The sequence below is a fragment of the Myxococcales bacterium genome (genome assembly GCA_016712525.1).
GTDB lineage: Bacteria > Myxococcota_A > Polyangia > Polyangiales > Polyangiaceae > JAAFHV01.
Genome location: JADJQX010000006.1, coordinates 1,075,306 through 1,094,863, shown reverse-complemented (window position 1 = coordinate 1,094,863; position 19,558 = coordinate 1,075,306). Strand labels below are relative to the sequence as shown.

At 70.3% G+C, this 19,558-nt stretch carries 19 protein-coding genes and 1 pseudogene; 12 read left to right on the top strand and 8 right to left on the bottom strand.

What is annotated here, in order from left to right; translation table 11 throughout:
* Positions 1 to 100: 100 nt before the first annotated feature.
* On the top strand, positions 101 to 1,447 hold the full coding sequence (locus IPK71_16630; GenBank protein ID MBK8215367.1) for a carboxypeptidase regulatory-like domain-containing protein: 1,347 nt from the start codon (positions 101 to 103) through the stop codon (positions 1,445 to 1,447).
* Here the strand turns inward: IPK71_16630 and IPK71_16625 are convergent, their stop codons facing one another.
* The gene (locus IPK71_16625; GenBank protein ID MBK8215366.1) at positions 1,448 to 2,968 is read right to left on the bottom strand and encodes a mechanosensitive ion channel family protein; all 1,521 of its coding nucleotides are present in this window, start codon (positions 2,966 to 2,968) and stop codon (positions 1,448 to 1,450) included.
* Between the two features lie 134 nt (positions 2,969 to 3,102).
* Here IPK71_16625 and IPK71_16620 point away from each other — a divergent pair, with 134 nt between their 5' ends.
* A complete protein-coding gene (locus IPK71_16620; GenBank protein MBK8215365.1) occupies positions 3,103 to 4,476 on the top strand; it encodes a sulfatase-like hydrolase/transferase in 1,374 nt (457 codons plus the stop codon).
* A 6-nt stretch (positions 4,477 to 4,482) separates the two neighbouring features.
* On the opposite strand, the gene IPK71_16615 is transcribed toward IPK71_16620, so the two are convergent.
* The gene (locus IPK71_16615) at positions 4,483 to 5,043 is read right to left on the bottom strand and encodes a DUF697 domain-containing protein (protein MBK8215364.1); all 561 of its coding nucleotides are present in this window, start codon (positions 5,041 to 5,043) and stop codon (positions 4,483 to 4,485) included.
* On the opposite strand from IPK71_16615, the gene IPK71_16610 reads away from it, so the two are divergent.
* Positions 5,042 to 6,850 (top strand): hypothetical protein, encoded by a 1,809-nt coding sequence (locus IPK71_16610; GenBank protein ID MBK8215363.1) that lies wholly within the window; start codon positions 5,042 to 5,044, stop codon positions 6,848 to 6,850. The genes IPK71_16615 and IPK71_16610 overlap by 2 nt on opposite strands.
* Positions 6,851 to 6,914: 64 nt before the next feature.
* Here the strand turns inward: IPK71_16610 and IPK71_16605 are convergent, their stop codons facing one another.
* Entirely contained in the window at positions 6,915 to 7,199 is a 285-nt protein-coding gene (locus IPK71_16605; GenBank protein MBK8215362.1) for a hypothetical protein, read from the bottom strand.
* 77 nt (positions 7,200 to 7,276) lie between these two features.
* Between IPK71_16605 and IPK71_16600 the strand changes: the two genes are divergently transcribed.
* A complete protein-coding gene (locus IPK71_16600) occupies positions 7,277 to 8,761 on the top strand; it encodes an NAD(P)/FAD-dependent oxidoreductase (GenBank protein ID MBK8215361.1) in 1,485 nt (494 codons plus the stop codon).
* 13 nt (positions 8,762 to 8,774) lie between these two features.
* Here IPK71_16600 and IPK71_16595 read toward each other — a convergent pair whose 3' ends face one another.
* From IPK71_16595 to IPK71_16580, 4 genes are all read right to left on the bottom strand, one after another.
* Positions 8,775 to 9,386: a hypothetical protein gene (locus tag IPK71_16595; protein ID MBK8215360.1), complete on the bottom strand. Its 612-nt coding sequence runs from the start codon at positions 9,384 to 9,386 to the stop codon at positions 8,775 to 8,777.
* Between the two features lie 29 nt (positions 9,387 to 9,415).
* Positions 9,416 to 10,555 (bottom strand): hypothetical protein, encoded by a 1,140-nt coding sequence (locus IPK71_16590; protein ID MBK8215359.1) that lies wholly within the window; start codon positions 10,553 to 10,555, stop codon positions 9,416 to 9,418.
* A 104-nt stretch (positions 10,556 to 10,659) separates the two neighbouring features.
* The gene (locus IPK71_16585; protein MBK8215358.1) at positions 10,660 to 11,454 is read right to left on the bottom strand and encodes a 1-acyl-sn-glycerol-3-phosphate acyltransferase; all 795 of its coding nucleotides are present in this window, start codon (positions 11,452 to 11,454) and stop codon (positions 10,660 to 10,662) included.
* 105 nt (positions 11,455 to 11,559) lie between these two features.
* The gene (locus IPK71_16580; GenBank protein MBK8215357.1) at positions 11,560 to 12,738 is read right to left on the bottom strand and encodes a hypothetical protein; all 1,179 of its coding nucleotides are present in this window, start codon (positions 12,736 to 12,738) and stop codon (positions 11,560 to 11,562) included.
* A 108-nt stretch (positions 12,739 to 12,846) separates the two neighbouring features.
* Between IPK71_16580 and IPK71_16575 the strand changes: the two genes are divergently transcribed.
* Genes IPK71_16575 through IPK71_16560 form a run of 4 tightly spaced genes read left to right on the top strand, consistent with a single transcriptional unit; the run spans position 12,847 to position 15,619 of the window.
* Positions 12,847 to 13,239: a DUF393 domain-containing protein gene (locus IPK71_16575; GenBank protein MBK8215356.1), complete on the top strand. Its 393-nt coding sequence runs from the start codon at positions 12,847 to 12,849 to the stop codon at positions 13,237 to 13,239.
* Entirely contained in the window at positions 13,232 to 13,978 is a 747-nt protein-coding gene (locus IPK71_16570) for an SDR family oxidoreductase (protein ID MBK8215355.1), read from the top strand. The genes IPK71_16575 and IPK71_16570 overlap by 8 nt, the downstream gene beginning before the upstream one ends.
* A complete protein-coding gene (locus IPK71_16565; GenBank protein ID MBK8215354.1) occupies positions 13,975 to 14,688 on the top strand; it encodes a hypothetical protein in 714 nt (237 codons plus the stop codon). The genes IPK71_16570 and IPK71_16565 overlap by 4 nt, the downstream gene beginning before the upstream one ends.
* Complete coding sequence (locus IPK71_16560; GenBank protein ID MBK8215353.1) at positions 14,669 to 15,619, top strand: FAD-dependent oxidoreductase; 951 nt, start codon at positions 14,669 to 14,671, stop codon at positions 15,617 to 15,619. Before IPK71_16565 ends, IPK71_16560 begins: the two co-directional genes overlap by 20 nt.
* Positions 15,620 to 15,632: 13 nt before the next feature.
* Here IPK71_16560 and IPK71_16555 read toward each other — a convergent pair whose 3' ends face one another.
* Positions 15,633 to 16,577, bottom strand: coding sequence for a hypothetical protein (locus IPK71_16555; GenBank protein MBK8215352.1), 945 nt, complete (start codon positions 16,575 to 16,577; stop codon positions 15,633 to 15,635).
* Between the two features lie 554 nt (positions 16,578 to 17,131).
* Here IPK71_16555 and IPK71_16550 point away from each other — a divergent pair.
* From IPK71_16550 to IPK71_16535, 4 genes and pseudogenes are all read left to right on the top strand, one after another.
* Positions 17,132 to 17,281 (top strand): annotated as a pseudogene (locus tag IPK71_16550) (TonB C-terminal domain-containing protein).
* 481 nt (positions 17,282 to 17,762) lie between these two features.
* The gene (locus tag IPK71_16545) at positions 17,763 to 18,284 is read left to right on the top strand and encodes a sigma-70 family RNA polymerase sigma factor (GenBank protein MBK8215351.1); all 522 of its coding nucleotides are present in this window, start codon (positions 17,763 to 17,765) and stop codon (positions 18,282 to 18,284) included.
* Complete coding sequence (locus IPK71_16540; protein MBK8215350.1) at positions 18,281 to 19,117, top strand: hypothetical protein; 837 nt, start codon at positions 18,281 to 18,283, stop codon at positions 19,115 to 19,117. Before IPK71_16545 ends, IPK71_16540 begins: the two co-directional genes overlap by 4 nt.
* The gene (locus IPK71_16535; protein MBK8215349.1) at positions 19,114 to 19,548 is read left to right on the top strand and encodes a hypothetical protein; all 435 of its coding nucleotides are present in this window, start codon (positions 19,114 to 19,116) and stop codon (positions 19,546 to 19,548) included. Before IPK71_16540 ends, IPK71_16535 begins: the two co-directional genes overlap by 4 nt.
* Positions 19,549 to 19,558: the final 10 nt, after the last annotated feature.

Below are 19,558 nucleotides of genomic sequence, written 5' to 3'. Positions count from 1 at the left end.
AGGAAGGTCGTCGCGGCGCCTGCCGTAGCTCGGAAAGGTGGCCTTACGGTCGCTCACGCCTCACAATGGATGAGGTCGCCCGTACGAAAGGTCCTTGCCTATGAAACGCTTCCTCTTCCCGAGCCTCGCCTTCGCCTCCGCGTCCGCGCTCTTCGTCGCGTGCGGAACGACCGACCGCCCCGCCGTGTTCGACGACGGTGGCGACCCGAACGGGAGCGACGGCTCCACCTCCACCGGAAACGACGGCTCGCTCTTCGGCGACGCCGGGGGCGGAGGGCCCGCCGGGTGCGTGGGCCTCGAGTGCTCGAAGCCCGCGTGCAGCGGCCAGAACACGACGACGCTCACCGGCAAGGTCTTCGCCCCGAACGGGCGCGACCCGCTCTACAACGTGCTCGTCTACGTCCCCAACGGCGACCTCAAGGCGTTCGACGACGGGGTCACCTGCGAGACGTGCGAGAAGTCGGTCTCGGGCAACCCCATCGCCACCGCTCTCACCGACACCCAAGGGCGCTTCGAGCTGAAGGACATGCCCGCCGGGAAAGACATCCCGATCGTGGTCCAGATCGGGCGCTTCCGCCGCAAGGTGACTCTCCCGGCGGTCGACGAGTGCGTCGAGAACAAAGCCAAGGACGGCGACCTGCGCCTCCCGAAGAACGCGTCCGAGGGCGACATCCCGCGCATCGCGATCGTCACGTCTACCTACGACCCGACCGAGTGCATCCTGAACGAGATCGGCATCGACGCGGCCGAGTTCACGGCGCCCTCGGGCCCCGGGCGAATCCACGTCTTCCGCGGCAACGGCAACACGGTCTCGGGCGCGACGACCGGCGCCGAGCTCTGGTCGAACGCGGCCACGCTCAAGAAATACCAGCTCGTGGCGCTGCCCTGCAGCTCGTACCCGTCCGACGCGACCTCGGTGCAGAACCTCTTCGACTACGCGAACGTGGGTGGGCGCATCTTCGCGACCGACCTCTCCTACCCCGTGATCGCGTCCGGGCGCGGAGATTGGCCGCAGACCGGGAACTACACGAACCCGGGCTCGTTCTCGAACCCGGCCCAGATCGACACGTCGTTCCCGAAGGGCAAGGCCCTCGCCGACTGGCTCCAGGGCCTCGGCGCCACCACCGGTCCGCAGCTCTCGCTCACGGACACGTACAGCCGCGTGGGCATCATCAACCCACCCGCGCAGCGCTGGCTCTACTCGGGCTCCACCAACACCCAGGCGTACACGTTCAACACGCCCACAACCGCCGCCGAGAAGGACCAGTGCGGCCGCGTGTACTACTCGAGCTTCCACATCGGCACGGGTCGGAGCCTCACCGGCACGTTCCCCGGCGCGTGCCAGGCCAAGCCGCTCACGGCGCAAGAGCGCGTGCTCGAGTTCATGCTCTTCGACCTCGCCTCGTGCGTGCAGAGCGACAAAGAACCGCCGGCGATTCCCAAGTAGTTACGTCATCTTGAAGAACGCACGGACGCGGCCCAAGAGCGCGCTCGTGCGTTCGTCGAGCTCCACCTCGCGTGCTCGCTCGGCGCGCGCGGCGAGGTGGCTCTCGAGCTCGGCTTGGCGCGCCACGAGGACCCGCGTCATCTCGGTGAGCACCTCGGGCGCGTCGGCCAGCACGGCGGCGAAGGCGGCCTTGTCGACCACCACGAGCTCGGTCTCGGTGAGCGTCTGCACCGAGGCCGCGCGGGGCTCGCCCGTCATGAGGGACATCTCGCCGAAGAGGCTCCCCTTCTTGAGACGCGCCACCTCGGCCGTGCTCGCGCCGTCGCGGCCGACGAGCACGCTCACCTCGCCGCGCGCGATGAGGAACATCGCCTCCCCCGGCTCGCCCTGCCGCAAGACCACCTCACGCGGCGCGTAGACCTTCACGGGCGAGCGCTCGGCGAGGGTTCGCAAGGTCCCCTCGGGGAGCACGGCCAGGAAGTCGACGTCGCGGAGGCGCCTGGCGATGTCGCTCACCCGCTCGTCGCGCTGTTGTGTCTCGCGCTCGGCGCTCGGTTGGTGGACGAACACGTCGCGCTTCGGGAACGGGATCTCGATGCCGGCGCGTCGAAGGGCGTACCAAATGCGCTCGCGCACGGCCGAGTCGGTGGTGTCACGCAAGTCGAAGGCGCTCGTGAAGTAGCGCACGACGTAGTCGATGCCGCTGTCGGCGAAGCGCCACGTGAGGACCGAGGGCTCGGGCGACTCGAGCACGTCGGGGATCCCGTGGAGGGCCGAGAGGATGGTCGCGCGCACGGTCTCGGGGGCGACGGCGTACGCGCACGACACCTCGACCGAGCGGCGCGCGATCGGGCTCGGCTTCGTGTAGTTGCGGATGGGGGCCTTCGCGAGCGTGCCGTTCGGCACGATGACCTCCATCTCGTCGTTGGTGAGCACGGTGGTGGCGCGCCAGTTGATCTCGATGACCCTCCCGATGAGGCGCGGATCGGGATCGAACTGGATGAAATCGCCCACCTCGAACGGCCGCTGCATCTGGATCGAGATGCCCGCGAAGAGGTTGCCGAGCGTGTCTTGGAGCGAGAGACCGACCACGGCCGTGAGGAGCGCCGACGTCGTGAGCAAGCTCGAGAGCTCTACCCCGGCCACCCGCAGGGTGGCGATGCCGGCGGCGAAGTACATCCCGGTCTGGAGGAGGTCCCGAAAAATGCGCGGGAGCGGCCGCTTGAGGCGCCCCGCCAGGAGGGCGTCGGCCACGAGCACGAACGTGCCCCGGGCGAGCGCGACGAGCAGGAGGAGGACCTCGATCACCTGCAGCGGCTTCATCACCACGGCCGACGGCGGGATGAGCGCGACGATGGCCTCGAAGACCACGTGGACGACGAGGAGCACCGCGGGCGCGACGAGCTTCTTGCGCTCCCCCGGGTGGAGCAGCACGGCGAGGGCGACGAGCAGCCCGAGGCCGACGAGCAGCCCGAGGCCGAAGAACGACGTGAGACCGAAGAACCGCTCGATGCCGTCCACGCCTCACGAATACCAGAGTCGACACGAGCGCGGCGATCCGGATCGGCGCGCGCGACCGGGCGGCTCGGCTACCCCGAAAAAACGCCCGCGCGAGGGCTTTGCGCGAGGCGCGCGTGCGGCTAGGTTCCGCGCCGATGAGAGCCTCGACCCTGGCCGCGCTTACCACCCTCGCCCTCTCCGCTGCGGCCTGCGCGAAGCCCCCGCGCGAAGGAGGAGAGCCCCCGAACGCCTCGCGGGCCAGCGCCGAGCCCCCTCACGCCGTCGCCGCGGGGTCGTCTGCCCCGGTGCCCGCGTCGCCGTCCGCCCTCGCCTCGGCCGAGCCCAAGGCCGAGCCCGCGCCCTCGAAGGCCAAAGTCGGCCCGCTCAACGTGCTGCTCGTCACGATCGACAGCCTCCGCGCCGACATGCCCTGGGCCGGCTACGACCGCCCGATCGCCCCGAACCTCACCGCGCTCCAGGCGAAGAGCGTCACCTACGCCCGCGCCTATTCGACGTCGTCGTTCACGTCGAAGAGCGTGGTCGGGTTCGTGTCGGGCAGGTACCCGTCGACCCTCGAGCGCACAGGAAAGTTCTTCACGAAGTACCTCGACGAGAACGTGTTCATGTGCGAGCGCCTCGCCGAGCAAGGCATGCCCTGCGTCGGGGGCCACGCGCACGCGTACATGGAGAAGGGGCTCTCCGGATTCGAACAAGGCTTCCGCGATTGGCGGCTCGTGCCGAATATCCCGTTCGACTACAACAAGGACCCGTACGTCACGAGCCACGCGCTGACGCCGCTCGCCATCTCGATGCTGTCCGGGGTGGCCACGAGCGACAAACCCTTCTTCGCGTGGTTTCACTACATGGACCCGCACGACGAGTACAAACCCCACGCCGAGTCGCCCAAGTTCGGCAAGCGCGCCCGCGACCTCTACGACGAAGAGGTCTTCTACACGGACATGTACGTCGGCAAGTTGCTCGACTGGGTGAAGGCGCAGCCGTGGGCCGACAGGACGGCCATCGTCGTCACGGCCGACCACGGCGAGGGCTTCGGCGAGCATGGTTTTTTCCGCCACGCGCACGAGGTGTGGGAGCCGCTCGTCCACGTCCCCATGTTCGTGCTGCTGCCCGGGGGAACGCCGCGCACGATCGACACACCGCGCGGTCACGCCGACCTCGTGCCCACGTTCCTCGAGCTCATGGGCGCCAAGGCCGACACGACCCTGCCCTGCACGAGCCTCGTCGCCGAGCTCCGCGGCGCAAAAGCCGAGCCCCGCGACGTGATCGTCGACCTCCCCGAGGACGAGTACAACGAGCGGCGGCGCGCCCTCGTGCACGAGAACCTGAAGCTCGTCGCCTTCGGCCGCGACGCGCGCTTCCAGCTCTACGATCTTGCGGCCGATCCGGGCGAAAACCAAGACCTCGCCAAGACCCGCAAGGATCTGCTCGACGGCATGCTCGAGCGCTACAAGGCCGCCTCGAAGGCGCTCGTCGAGGTCGCGCCGCGCGGCGGGATCCCGAAGCACTGACGCGGCTCAGATCGAGGAGAGCAAGCGGCTCTTCTGGGCCTCGAAGTCGGCCTCCGTGATCACGCCTTGGTCGCGGAGCTTCTTCAGCTTCTCGAGCTTCTCGAACGCGTCCCCGGCGTCGGCCTTGTCCTTCGACATACGCGTCGCGACCTCTTTGCCTCGCTCGAGGTGGGCCTCGTAGGCGCGCTTGGCGGCCTCGACGTCCATCGACGAGAACGAGCGCCCGGCCGAAAACTGAGAAACGGCCACCTGGCCGATCGAGTAGGTCGACGCGCCCGACATGACCGACATCGCGGCCCCACCGAGGATCGACCCGATGCCCGGGATGAGCTTGATCGCGTTCGCGCCGAGGCGCGCGGCGAGGCCCCCCGCGAGCGCGGACACCCACGCCTTCCCCTCGGACTCGGAGTACGGCATCCCGTAGTGGGTCGAGAGCTGCTTCAGCATGTCGAGCTGAATGGCCGTCACGGCGGCGATGTCGACCAGCGGGATGGGCAGGAGCCCCGCCCCCACGGCCCAGAGGACGTGCTCGTTCACGATGGTTTGCGCGCGCGCGGCGTCGGTCATGGGGCCCCTCGGTGGCAAGACGGCGTTCTTCGACGAGGCCCGAGCGTACATGCTCGCGCCCACGCCGCAAGCGCGCGCCGGCCCCGCGAAGGCCTCCTTGCATTTTAAGCGGTCGCTCGCGTACCGTGAGACCATGCGATTTTCTACCGTTTTCGTGACGTTGGGGTTGGGAGCGTTGTCGGCGGTCGCGTGCTCCGAGACCACCGGAGGGGGCCCGGCCGACACGCAGGACGCGAGCACGGCCGACGTCGGGACCCCGGATCCCCCGGACGGCTCCACGCCCGACGCACCTCCGGGCTCGGGCTTCGGCAGCCTTGGTTTCAAGGTGGCCGACGACGGCTTCGCCTTCGAGAACTACGGCGAGGGCGCGCAGTTCACGAACCTCACGGGCGCCGAGCTCCGGCGCTTCTTCGGCGACACGGTCTGCGCCACGCCCGGCGGCGACGCGTGCGGGCTCACGCCCTCGGCCCAGCGGTGGTTGCTCGAGCAGAACAAGGGCATGGACGGCGGCCACTGCGAGGGCATGGCGGCGCTCGCGCTCCTCTTCTTCAAGAAGACTCTCCCGGTGCAAGACTTCGGCGCGGCCACGACCGGCGCCCTCGCCCTCGAGGGGAACACCAAGCTCCAGCGCGAGATCGCCTATTGGTTCGTTACGCAGGCCCTCGATCCGACGGCGAGCGGCGAGCTCAAGGGGCCCTCGCCGAACGAGATCGTCGACGCGTTCGCCGCGAGCCTGCGCTCGGGCGCAACCGAGTCCTACACGATCGGCATCTACAAGCCCGGCTACAAAGAAGGCCACGCCATGACGCCGATCGAGCTCCGCGACCTCGGCGGCGACAAGGTCGGCATCGTCGTCTACGACAACAACTACCCGAAGACCGAGCGCATCGTGGAGGTCGATCGCAAGGCGAACACGTGGAAGTACGTGGCGTCGACGAACCCCTCCGTGCCGCAGAGCGAGTACCTCGGCGACGCGACCACGAAGACGCTCACGCTCACGCCGACCACGAAGCGCGTCGCCACCCAGCAGTGCCCCTTCTGCGGGACGGTGGAGCCGAACGGTGCCATCAAGGGCAACACGATCGGGCGCATGGAGGTGTGGCTCGACGGCAAGGCGAACCTCCTCGTGACCGACGCGGGAGGCAAGCGCTTCGGCCACGTGGGCGGGGCGTTCGTGAGCGAAATCGCCGGGGGCAGCACCTACGTTCCTCGCTCGCGCGACCTCTGGCAAGACGACCACGAGCCCGTGTACCGCGTGCCCACGGGCCAGGCGTACTCGGTCACGTTGGACGGCACCGCCCTCGCCGGAAAAGAGCCGAGCGACCTCTCGTTCGTCGCCCCGGGCTACGAGCTCGCCGTGCTGGGCGTCGAGCTCGACCCGAACCAGAAAGACACCATCCAGGTCTCGGCCACGGGCGACGAGATCGTCTACACGACGAACGGGAGCGAGACCCCGACGATCGAGATCGGGCTCGCCACCGACGCCGCCGACTACATCTTCCACGTCAAGGCGTTCGGCGAGGCCGCGGGCCAGGAGATCCGCCTGAAGCTCGATCGTGTCACCGGCGAGCTGCGCGTCATCGTGCGCGGGGCCGACGCGATGGCATCGTACGACGTGGAGGTCATCCGCCGCTCTTCCACGGGTGAGGCCGTCTTCACGCACGCAGGCGAGCAGCTCGGGAAAAATGACGCCGTCGTGCTGAAGTACGCCGCGTGGACGGGCCAAGGCACGCCCATGAAGTTCGGCACCGACACCGGCAACGACGGGACGATCGACGTCGAGGTCGACGAGAACGACGACAACTGAGCCGAGCGTCGGCGACGAGCCGGGGTGCAGCGCGCCGAGCGCTCGCGCCCCGGTCGTCCTTCGGTCAGTACCCTTTGCGTTTCAGGGCGAGCCCCTGCTTGAGCGCCACGATGCCGCCGCCGAGCAGCGTGGCGATGAGCACGCCACCGAGGCGCGTCGACACGAACGCGACCGGGATCACGAGCACGCCGAGCACGATGCCGGCGATGCCCCCGAAGACGAGCTGCTGCGCGCCCGCCGACGTGCGCGCGTTCGCGTCGGCCGTGTAGTAGCAACCCTTACACACGGGGGCGCCGTCGTTCGCGAACATGTCCCCGGGGGCTTGGCCGCAGCGCGCGCACATTTCCATCGCGCGAGCATGCCAAACGTCCCCCCGGCGCGCAAAGCCACCGCGAACCTGCGCGTCCGATTCGGTATGCTGCGGCCATGCCGAAGGCCCCCACTCCACCTCGCTACGACGTCGCCATCCTCGGCGCCGGCCCCGCAGGCTTCGCCGCCGCCATGCGCGCCCACGACCTCGGCAAGAAGGTGCTCCTCGTCGAGAAGGGCCGGCTCGGCGGCGCGGGGCTCCACGCCGGGGCGCTCTCGTCGAAGACCATGTGGCACCTCTCGAACGACTTCGCGCTCGCGGCCCGCACCGACCGAGGGTTCGTCGCCGAGGGGCTGCGTGTATCTTACACCGACGTCATGAGGCAGGTGCGCACGGCGCTCGAGGAGCGGACGACCGTGCTCGCCCGCCAGCTCGAGACGTTGGCCGAGCCCGACGAGACGGGCGGCGAGGTCGATCTCCGGCGAGGCGCGGCGCGCTTCGTCTCGCCCCACGCGATCGAGGTCACGGACGCCTCCGGCGCGAAGGAGCTCTACGAGGCCGACAACTTCGTCATTGCGACGGGCTCGACGCCGCGCGTGCCCCCGGGCATCGAGATCGACGGCGAGCGCGTCATCACGAGCGATCACGTCGAGGCCTTCGGCGACTTCCCGAAGAGCATGGTGATCGTCGGCGCGGGCGTGGTCGGCTGCGAGTACGCCGCCATCTTCGGGAACTTCGGCCGCACGAAGATCCACATCATCGACCGCCAGCCGCGCATCCTCCCCTTCGAGGACGCCGACGTCGCCGACGTGGTCGCGCGGTCGTTCGCGGGCGCGGGCATCCACATCCACAAAGAAGCGAGGCTCGTGTCGCTCCGGCGCACGGGCGATCACGTGGAGTACGTGGTCGCGGGGGCGGACGGCCGAGAAGAGACGTACTCGGTCGAGCGGGCGCTCGTGTCGATCGGGCGCGCCCCCGCTACGGCCGGCCTCGGGCTCGAGGAGATCGGGGTCAAGCTCACCCCCTCCGGCGGCGTCGACGTCGAGGGCACCCGCTCGACGACGGTCCCGCACGTGTACGCGGCCGGAGACACCACGATGGACGTCGCCCTCGTGAACGTGGCCGAGCTCGAGGGTCGCCACGCGGCCGAGCGCATGTTCGGGCTCCATCCGAAGCCCATTCGCTACGAGGCGCTCTCGGCCATCTACTTCCTGAAGCCCGAGGTCGCCGCGGTCGGCCTCAACGAGACGCAGGCCAAGCAGCGGGGCATTCCGTACCGAGTCGGCGTCGTCCACAACCGCTTGGTCGCGAGGAACGTGGCCATGCGCGCGACCGAGGGCTTCATCAAGCTGCTCTCCTCGCGTGACGAGCCGGAGCGCGTGCTCGGCCTCCGCATGGTGGGCCCGCACGCGTCGAGCACCATCCAGGGCATCGCGTTCCTCATCGACAAGGGCGGCACGCTCGAGGACATCGACCACTGCGTGCACCCCCACCCCGCGATCACCGAGGGCGTGCAAGAGTGCGCGCGCGTGCTGCTCGGCCGCTCGGTGCACAAGATCGACGTCTTCGGGGGCGAGCTGCTCCGCTGCGGAGAGGGCTGAGGCCCGCCACGATTCAGTAGGCCATGTCGCCCTTGAAGACCTCGTGCCCCGGCTTTTTCCGGGGCGGGGCGGGCTTGGGTGGGGCGGGCGCGTTCGCCGACGAGTGGGCGCGCGTGACGGGCGTCACCACGATCGGCACGTCCTCGGCCAACGGCTCCTCGGCGCTCTCGGGCTCGGCAGGCACGGCCTCGCGAGGGACCTCGGCCCGCGGAGGGGGCGCCACCGGGAGCGGGGCACGCGGCAAGCTCGGAGGGACCGGCGGCGGGGCGACCAACACGGGCACGGGCTCGGCAGCGGGCGTGCACGCGAGCACCGCCACCGACGCAGCAGCCACGAACGCGACGGCGCGTGAGCCACTCGCCGTCGGCCCGGGGACGACGTAGCCGTCGGCGAAGAGCACGGCGCCATCGCGCGACCGCACGACGAGCTCGCCGCAGAGCCGCTCACCGCGCGATCGAGCCTCGTCGGCGAGGCGCCGCATCTCTTCCTGGGTGTGGGCCGCCACGTCGACCACAGCGCGCTCGCAAAGGCGGCACTGGGCGGAGCGAGGGCCGCGCACGAGGTCCCCTTCCCCTGCGTCGCACGGTGAGACCACGCGCAACCTACGAAGATCGACGAGCGCCATCCCTCGAGCGTAGCAGGTGGCGACCCAGCTCAAATCGGTCCGCGCAGGTAGCGTGTCTTCGGGTTTTCGCGCCGCCAGAGCACCGTATCCATGAGGTAGTGGTGAAGGTTCACCACCACGTAGATCGCGGCGAAGTACGGCGTCGGGCCGCTGTCGAGGAACGCCTCGCGCTTCGTGACGAGCACGGCGTCGAGCGCCTGCCCCACGCCGTGAAAGAGGAGGAGACCGAGGAAGAGCGCCGAGAGCGCGAGGAGACCGACACGCACGCGGGCCGAGCGCTCGAAGCGAGGTGGGCCCTCCCGCTCGCGCGCCTCGTTCTCGCGGAGGAGCCGCACCATCACGAGGTACTGGATCGAGTGCAAGGCCGGGACGACGTAGCGCACGAGCGGATCGATGCCCGAGTAGACCGACCAGGCCCAGATGCTCGACAGGTACGCGAGGAGCGGAGCCGGGTGGGGCAACCTGCGCTCGCGCCGCGCCCTCCGCGCGAGCATCACGACGACCGCCGCGAACGACGCGACGAAGAGGGCGAAGGTCACCCGCTCCAGCGTGACGGAGCGGGCCCACGACGTGAACACGACGCCCTTCTCCTCGAGCAGCGTGCCCGGATCGGCGGGGCTCGCCCACGCATACGCCCAGCCCGCGTACCCGTGGAGGAGCAAGAGGAGCCGCTCGTCTCCCGTGTAGGTGACCCCGCGGCGCGCCGAGAGCACCGCGAGCACACCGAAGCCTTGTTTGACGTAGTGCCAGCCGACGAGCAAAAACATCGTCTGCACGAGCGCACCGAGCGCGGGCGCCGAGCGTGTGACGGCGCCATACCCTGCCCACACGAGCAGCACGACCGGCGCGAGCACCCCGACCAAGAGGTACCGCGCCCGCAGCGAAGGAGGGAACGCCGCGCCGAACGCGCGCGCGCGAAAGTCTTCGTAGAAGAGGAGGTAGGTGACCGAAAAATGCGGGTCGTTGATGACGTGGGCGGCGTGGAACATCAAGAACCCGATCGCGTACTCCGACGCGTCGAGCCCGAAGGTGCGCCGCGCGAGCCACGAGAGCGGGTAGAGGAACGGGGTGAGCCCTCCCACGAGGAGAAACTCGACGAGGGCCGAGCGCATCCCGGGCGCCCTCGGGGTGTCGCCTCGGCGGAGGGCCTCGGACACCACCGTCGCCATACGGCCATGATGCCAGACTCACGCCGGTGCGCCGCGCTTTTCGAACGACGAAGCCGCGCGGCCCCGGAGGGCGACGCGGCTCGGCGACTGCATGGGCGCGGCGGTCAGGACGGGCGGGGCATCTCGGCGGCGGGCTGCCCGAGGGCGTTCGCCATGAGCGTGTGCACGTGGTGGGCGTGCTCGCGCGACGTCTCGGCGCGCCACGCCGTGGTGTCGATCGGCTCGAGGACCTCGATCGGCAGCGCGCCCGCGTGGAGCCCGCCCTTCTTCGGCCAGATGCGGTTCGCGCCGTGGACGACCACCGGCACGACGGGCAGCTTCGTGGCGATCGCGAGGTGCACGAAGCCGCTCTTGAACGGCTTCAGCGTGCCCTCGTGGCTGCGCGTGCCCTCCGGCAAAATCCAGCAGCCGAGGCGGTGCTTCTTCATGAGCTCGGCCACCTCGGTGAGCGCCCCGACGGACTGCGCGCGGTCGCCGCGATCGAGCATGAGGTGCCCCGAGAGCTTGTAGAGCTGCCCCAAGAACGGGATGCGCTCGACCTCTTTCTTGGTGACGCCGCAGCCGCCGCTCGGGCAGAGCCAGATCGACAAGAAGAGGTCCAGCGTCGAGGTGTGGTTCATCACGTAGATCGCCGGGAACGCGTCGGAGATGCGCTCGCGGTTCTTGATCTCGGGCTTCGCGCCCGCAAGGTAGGTGATGGCTCGGCCCGTGACGTGCCCCAAGAAATTCGTGAGCTTGATGCGCGCGACCCGCGAGGGGAGCAGCGTCAGCGCGAGCGGCATGCCCACCGTCGACACGGCGGCGATGAGACCGAACCCGGCGGCGTAGCGCGGGACGGAAGACTTGAGGCGGCGGGTGGGGATCTCGGGCAGCGCCGAGGGCATGAGCACCTGGGTCATCGAGACGATCCTTACTCGATGAAAAAAGGGCTCGCCGCGCCCTTGGCCGGTTCATGACCGAACCATGACAGAGGGCCGAGACGGCGCCGCGGCGTGCCAGGGCGACTACTGGGTCTTCGACGCGATGCGCTGCGACCGGACGGTGTTCGTGTTCGCCACGTAGAAGAGATAGCCCTCGTTGGCGGCGATGCCCGCGAGGTTCTGCGCGAAGGCCACGCGCCGCGGGGTGGGGCTCGCGCAGCCGCGCTCGACGGCCATGACCTCATACTCGTCGTTCACGCCAAGGCTTCGGACGAAGAAGACCGTGGTGGGGCTCACGGCCACGGCCGGGCGACCGTCGTACGCCACGATGTCGCTTTGGGCGCGCGTGAGCAGCTCGGGAGATCCCCCGTCGATCGAGACGCGCATGAGGGCCGAGCCGTCGGCGTAGAACGCGTCACGGCCGTGGGCCACGAGCGAGCGCGCCTTCCCCGCATCGGCGACGAGCCCACGGAGTGCCCCGTTCCCATCTACCCGGGCCAACGAGGCGGAGCTCCCTTGAGCTTGGATCACTACCGGCTCGGTTTCGTCGGCGGCGACCTCGGTGATCCCCGGGACCGAAATGTCGGCGGATGACACGAGCGTGTCGATCGCGAACCGCCTCAGGGTATTGGCCCCCGGGACGAAGAGGCCCGCGTCGGTCGCCGCGATCGTGGGTGGCCCGACCTGATAGGGAACCGCTGACCCCACGGCCGGGTACGGCACCACGCTGTCGCCCGTGCGCACGTAGGTTCGACCGCGCCGTACGATCGCCGAGACGGGTTCGGAGGCGCCACTGGCGATCGGCGGGGAGAACACCTCCCCCGCACCCCCCGGGAGGAACGTCCCGAGCACCCGATCCCCCTGGCGGTAGACGATCGCGCCGCCCGGCCCGGCGCCGAGGAGGCGCACGCCGGAGACCGCGTCGCCGTCCTTGCAGTGCCCCGCCTCGCAAGCGCCCCCCGAACCACACGAGAAGCCGCAACGGCCGCAGTTTTGCGCATCGGTCGTGAGGTCCCGCGCGGAGCCATCCCCGGGGCACGTGACGGCGGCCCCCTGAACCGTGACCCACGCGGCGCACGCCGGGGGTGGCGTACCCGCGTCGACCGGGAGGACCGCACCATCCGGGAGGACCGCGCCGTCCACGACCGCGCCGTCGCTCGGGGCGTCCGCGGCAGCGCCCGCGTCGACCGAAGGCCCGTCACCAGGGTCGGCCCCAAAGCTCGTACACGACACCAAGACGAGCAAAAACGCCCATTTCCGCATGAAGCCACCCTATCGCACGGGCCCCCGATTGAAAACGCGGCCGGCTCCTCCGGGCGAAGCTCCCTTGGGAGAAACCCACCGTGCGCGGCGAGCATCAGTGTTTAGGCCATGAAAACCTGGGACGTCGAGGTGTTCTACGACGGGGACTGCCCCCTCTGCGTGCGCGAGATCCGCATGCTCCAGTGGCTCGACCGGCGCCGCGAGAGGATTCGCTTCACCGACATCGCGTCTCCCTCGTTCGACCCCGCGTCGACGGGGCTCACGTTCGCCGAGCTCATGGATCGCATCCACGGCCGCCTCGCCGACGGCACCCCCATCGAAGGGGTCGAGGTCTTTCGCCGGCTCTACGCGGCCGTGGGCTTCGGCCCGGTCGTCGCGCTCACCCGCCTCCCTCTGGTGTCGCACGCGCTCGAGCTCGGCTACCGGCTCTTCGCGAAGAACCGTCTGCGCCTCACGGGCCGCTGCGTGAAGGGCGAGACGTGCGAGGTGGGCCGTGCGTGAGGTCGAGCGCCGCCCGAAGGCGATCGTCACGGGGGCAGGCGTCCGCGTGGGGCGCGCGATCGCGACGACCCTCGCGCGAGCAGGGTACGACCTCGTCGTGCACGCGAACAGGTCCCGGGAGGCCGTGGACGAGGTGGCCCGAGAGCTCGAGGTGCTCGGGAGCCGCGTGAGCGTCGAGGCCTGCGATCTCGCCGACGTGCGCGCCGTCACGGACCTCGCGGGCCGCATTCGCGAGGCCCACGGCGCCGTCGACCTCGTCGTGAACAACGCCGCCGCCTACGAGCACGTGCCCTTCTCCGAGATCGGCCCCGAGGCCTTCGAGCGCATGATGGCGGTGAACGTCCGAGCGCCGTTCTTCCTCGTGCAAGGCCTCCTGCCGGCGCTTCGGCGGTCGGAGCGGCCGTCGATCGTGAACGTGACCGACGCATGCCTCCGCCACGCGTACTCGAGCGGGCACACCTTCGCCCACTATCTCGCGAGCAAGGCGGCGCTCGAGCAGCTCACGCTCGCGTGGGCCCGCGAGCTCGGCCCGCACGTGCGCGTGAACGCGGTCGCTCCGGGCCCGGTCGCCATCGCCGGCGAGACGTCCAGCGCCGAGCGCACCGAGCTCTTCACCCGTACGCCGCTAGGCCGCGAAGGCTCCGCCGAGGACGTCGCCGAGGCGGTGCTCTACCTCGCGCGCGCCCCGTACGTCACGGGTCACGTGCTCGCCGTCGACGGCGGTCTGGGGGCGTCATGACACTCGCTCATAGCTTCTCCCCCCCGCGTCCGCGACCGGACGTGGAGCGCCTCGCGCGGGCCACGACGTCGTGCCACGTGGGTGGGCGCCTCCGCCTCGTGACGTTCGAGATCGAGGGTGTGCTCGGAGGCCCAGGCCGCATCCAATCGGCGCGTCTCGAAGGCGAAGCCAGGTTCGTGCTCGCCCACGCCCGGTTCACGTCTCTCGGCGAGATCGCCGACGCGCTCGCCGACCTCGTGCTCCTCCCGAACGCCGAAGACTCGGTGCGCCCGCTTGTGTCTCGCGCCGTGGCACGCGCTTCCGAGGCGAGCACCCACGAGACGTCGCAGACCGAGCGCCTCTTCGGGGAGAAGTCCTACGTCGTCGAGGAGAAGGGCTTCGGGTTCGTCGACGTCGTGTACGAAAACGCGCACTCCGGCGTTTACCGGGAGCGCATCCGTCCGCACACCGTCTTGCCCACGCACGTGCACCACCACCTCGACGAGGCCGAGCTCGTGCTCGGCTCGGGTTTCCTCGTGCAGGGCCAACGGGTATTGCCCGGCGCCGCGTTCGAGTGGCCACGCACGTTCCCTCACAGGTGGGAGAACACGACGCCCGTGGAGCAGAGCTTCTTGTGCATCGACCGGCCTGCCTTCATCCCGACGGACGAGGTCGAGGTCGACCTCCCGATCGGCGCGCTCGGGTTCTCGAGTGTCTCGCGCTTCTTCTGAGCACCCCGTCGTCATCGTCGGCGCGGGCATCGCGGGCCTCGCATGCGCTCGGGCCCTCGCGCGTGGTGGTGTGCGTGCGACGGTGCTCGACAAGGGAAAAACCCCGGGCGGGCGCGCTTCGACGCGCACCTTCGAGCATGGCACGTTCGACCACGGGGCACGGCGCTTCGACGTCCGGCGCGCCACGTTCGGCGCCTACGTGCACGCGCTCGAGTCCGAAGGGATCGTCGTGCCGATCGAGAGCACGAACGGCGCCCCCACCTACCGCGCGGCGCCTACCATGGGCGCCCTGGCCCGGCACATGGCGCGCGAGCTCGACGTGCGATCGCGCGCCGAGGTCACCCGCGTGCGCCGCGACGAGCATGGATTTCGCCTCGACGTCACCCGCGACGGCGACGGGCGCGAGACCCATGCGGGGCGCGTGCTCGTCGTGACGGCGCCTCCCGAGCAAACACGCGCTCTCCTCCGAGGCTTCGCGCTCGCCGACGAGCCTCGGCTCGCCTCGATCGGGTCCGAGCCGTGTTTCGCTCTGGTCGTCACGTTTTCGCGGGTGCGGCGAGCGCCCACGACCCTACCGAGCCCGTTCGAGCGGGCCGAGCGCGAGCTCGGGTCCGACCGCGAGACGTGGGTCTTCCATACGACGCGAGAGTTCGCACGCGCGCACCTCGAGCGATCCCCGAGCGAGGTCGAGAAAGAGCTCGTTCCCCTCGCCGCCGCGGCCCTCGGCGCCGACGAGATCCCGTCGTTCGCGCTCGTCCACAGGTGGCGCTACGCCCGCACGCACCGGAAAGAGGAGACGGAAGCTCTCGTCGATCCCGACGCGCGCCTGGTGGTCGCGGGCGACTACCTCGGCGACGGTCGCATCGAGAGCGCGTACGAGAGCGGGCTCCTGGCGGCCGACCACGTGCTCGAGCTCTTGCGATCGTCGTAGCTCGACGCTCCTCTCATGGACACGAGCGAATTTCGACGTCGTCCAGGAAAAACCCGGGCGAGTGCGCACCTCCGGCGGCCGTCGAGAAGACGAACGAGCGGTACGGCGTGGTCGCCGCGCCGAGGGTCGTGGTCCGCATGACAGGACCGTTCACCGCGGCCCCCGACCGGTCGATCACGGTCGTGACTTGGCTACCTCGGCGAGACACGCGGTAGCCGAGCTTCACCGGACCTGTGGCCTCGAGCGTGCCGAAGATGCCGCCACCCGCCGCGAACCGGACGCCGTTCGGGGCGATCTCGTTCAGCGCGAAGTAGCGATCTTCGAGGGCCTGCGGATAGATGTCGAGCACAGTGGCGAAGCCCCGCTGTCCACCCGGGGAGCTCGTCATGCCGAGGTCGTTGCCCGAGCCGAACGTGGCGTTCCCGGGCACCGGCCGCTCGAGCCACGAAAACGCGAACCCGTCCGCGGTGACGTAGATCGCCTCGAGGCGGCCCGTGGTCACGGTGAAGGTCGCGTCGAAATCGAGGACGTCGGCCGGAGGGTTCCAGACGGCGACCCCGAAGGTCGAGAGCGCCAGCACGTCGTCGGGCAGGAGGCGAAGCTTGCCGTTCTCGACGGCCGTCCGAGAGCCGACGAGCGTGAACGCCCCCGCCCCGACGGTGAAGTCCTCCTTGAGGATCGTCGTGCAGCCGCCGGCGTCGCTCGCGTCGACCGTGGCGTCCGCCCTGCCAGCATCGGTCTCCACCGGCGCGTCCGTGCCAGGCGCATCGGGCGCGACCTGCGCGTCGATCGCGGCGGCGTCCGCACCGCCACCCTGCCCTACGAAGGGCCCCCCGTCGTCGGGCCCAAAGACCTCCTGCACGTCGAACGAGAGGCCGCACGACACGAGCGCGAGCGACCCCAGGCTCACCGTGAGGAGGCGCTTCGGATCCCGAGGATTTCGAGCGAATGAGGGCATGCACACGTCCTTCTCGGGCCTTCGCGCCGCGACCACCTTCGTCGATAGTACTGCCGCATCGACGTCCGTTTTTCCAGGCCGGAACGGCACGTGGATCGTCCTCGAGGTGCCGCGCGGGGACGCGTCGTGCTTGCGTGGGGTCGCGGCTACGCCTATCTCTGGCGCGTCCGATGGCAGCGTCCCGCACGAGCTCAACGGCACGTCGAGCGTGCGGCGCCCTGAGCCTCGGGACCGCGCTCACGCTCTCGAGCGCCGCCGCGGCGGACCCCGCACCGCACGTCCGCGCGACGCTCACCTACACCGTCTCCACGGAGGCGGCGAGCTGCCCCGACCGCGGCACCTTCGTCGACGCCGTAGCGGCGCGGCTGGGCTACGACCCGTTCGTCACGAAGGGCGACAGGTCCGTCTCCGTGAGCCTCGCCCGTCGAGGGAGCGCCTTCGTCGGCCGCCTCGGCATGGGGGGCACGAAAGAGATCGACTCCAAGAGCTGCGCCGAGCTCGTCGACGCGCTCGCCATGGCGGCCGCCCTTGGGCTCGATCCGGACGCCGCCTTCCGCCCGGAGCCTCCCAAGCACGAACCAAAGCCCGAGCCAAAGCCCGAGCCAAAACCGGACCAGAAGCCCGAGCCGGAGAAGATCGAGCCGACCAAATCCGAGCCGACCAAATCCGAGCCCGTCGCCCCTCCTCCGAAACCGGAGGCCCGCGTTTTTCTCGGTCCTGTGGGCTCTCTCGGCGACACGCCCTCGGCGACCCTGGGGCTCGCCCTCGGGGCGCGCATCGCCTACCGCCGCGCGGCGCTCGAGCTCGAGGTCGCGAGCACGTTGCCTTCGGGCGTGAGCATCGGGAGCGGCGGCAGGGGCACGGCCGAGGGCGCCGTGACGTCGGGCCTCGTCGCGGCGTGCGCGCGCTTTTCGTTCGTCGCGGTGTGCGGAACGGGGCAGCTCGGGTTTCTCTACGCACGCTCGCTCGACGTCGACGCACCACGGTCGGCCCTCTCGGCGTACGCCGGGCTCGGCGCGCGTATGGCACTCACGCACGACGTGACGGAGCGGCTCTTCGTGCGGCTCGCGCTCGACGGCATCGTCACGGTCTTGCGCTCCGACCTTCGGATCGACGGGCGCTCGCTCTGGGAGACCTCTCCGGTCGTCGGCAGGCTCGGCGCCACCGTCGGGGTGCGCTTCTGACATGGGCCACGACCTCGCGCTCACGGCATTTCGAGCCATCTACGACGCGAACGTGGACTACGTGCACGCGACGTTGCGACGGCTCGGGGTCTCCTCGGCCGAGGTCGAGGACGTCGCCCACGACGTGTTCGTCGCCGTCCATCGCCACCTCCACGAGTACGACCCGACCCGCCCCATGCGCCCGTGGCTGTTCGGTTTCGCCTACCGCATGGCCCGAGACCATCGCCGCCTCGCACGCCACAAAAACGAGGTCGCGAGCCCCCCCGAGATCGACCCACGCGACGACGCGCCCCTCCCCGACGAGCACCTCGAAGGCGCCCGGGCGCGCGCGCTCTGCCACAAGGCCCTCGACGCGATGGACTTCGAGAAACGTGCCGTCTTGGTGATGTTCGACATCGACGGCCTCACGGCTCAAGAGATCGCCGACCACCTCGGGATCCCGCTCAACACGGCCTACTCGCGGATCCGCCTGGCGCGCGGCGAGTTCGAGAGGCACATTCGAAAGCTCGGAGAGATGCCGTGAGCGCGAACGAACCGCTCGAACCCCTGGGAGGCCTCGCGGCCCGCGCGCTCGCGGCCGAACGGGAGCACCTGCCCCACGACGCGGCTCGGGCCGACAAGCTCTTCTCGCGTGTGTTGCTGTCGGTCGGTGCGGGCGCGGTCGGCGTGGCCGCGGCAGGTACGGCTAACGCCGCGGCGGGAGGGGCCGCGGGAGGGGCGCCCCTGGCAGCCGGGGCGGGCGCGGCGACGAAGCTCCCCCTCGGCGTAGTGACCGCCAAGACGGCGGCCGGCCTCGCGGCGCTCGCGTTCGTCGTGGGCGCAGGCACGGGAGCCGCCGTCGAGCGGTCCCGCCGCCCCGAGCCCATCGCGCCGCAGCCTACCGTGAGCGCGAGCGCGAGCCCGAGCCCGAGCGCTCCGCCCGCCCTCACGTTGGCCCCGTCCGCGCCCGAGCCGCTCCCGTCCGCGACCACGGCCCCTTCGCTCCCGCTCGTCGCGACCGCGCGGGGCACGACGTCGGTGGCTCCACCCGTCGCCACGGAGGCTCCGGCCGCCACGCAAGACGCGAGGGACGCCGACCTCGCCGCCGAGCGAGCCCTCGTGGACCGTGCCCGAAGCGCGCTCGCCCGAGGGGACACCGGCGCGAGCCTCGAGGCCGTCGCCGCCCACGAGGCGAGGTTCCCACGCGGACGCCTCACCGAAGAACGCGAGCTCGTCGCCATCCAGGCGCTCGTGCGGCGCGGAGAGGGCGGCGCGGCAAAAGCCCGAGCCGACCGCTTCCGAAAGGCGCACCCGAAGAGCGTGTTCGTGCCCGCCGTGGACCGCTCGCGCCCTCGGGCTTCTGACCTGCGGGCGTGACCTCCGCCACGTGCCAGACCGCCTGCGCGAAGCTCGTCTCGTGCAGCTTCATCAAGGTGGGCGACCGCGCCGCGTGCGAGGCCGAGTGCCAGAAGAGCGCGTACCAGTTCCAGATCGACTGCGTGAACGGCAACACCTGCGGCGACATCCCGAAGTCGTGCGGGAGCCTCGAGTCGGGCGGCGAAGGTGGTGGGGGCGGCGGAGGCGGCGGGATCGGCACAGGCGACGCCTCGGCTCCGGACCTCGGCCTCATGCAGTGCCAGTCCTCGTGCGATAACCTCCATTTCTTCGAGTGCATCGACGCGGCCGCGCTCGCCTCGTGCCGCACCAAATGCACGACGGCCAAGGCGTCGAGGGACACCTTCGTCGCCTGCGTTCGCACGGCGGGCCCCGACTGCAAACGCGCGACGCCGTGCCTCGACGGGCTCTGATTTGTTTGGC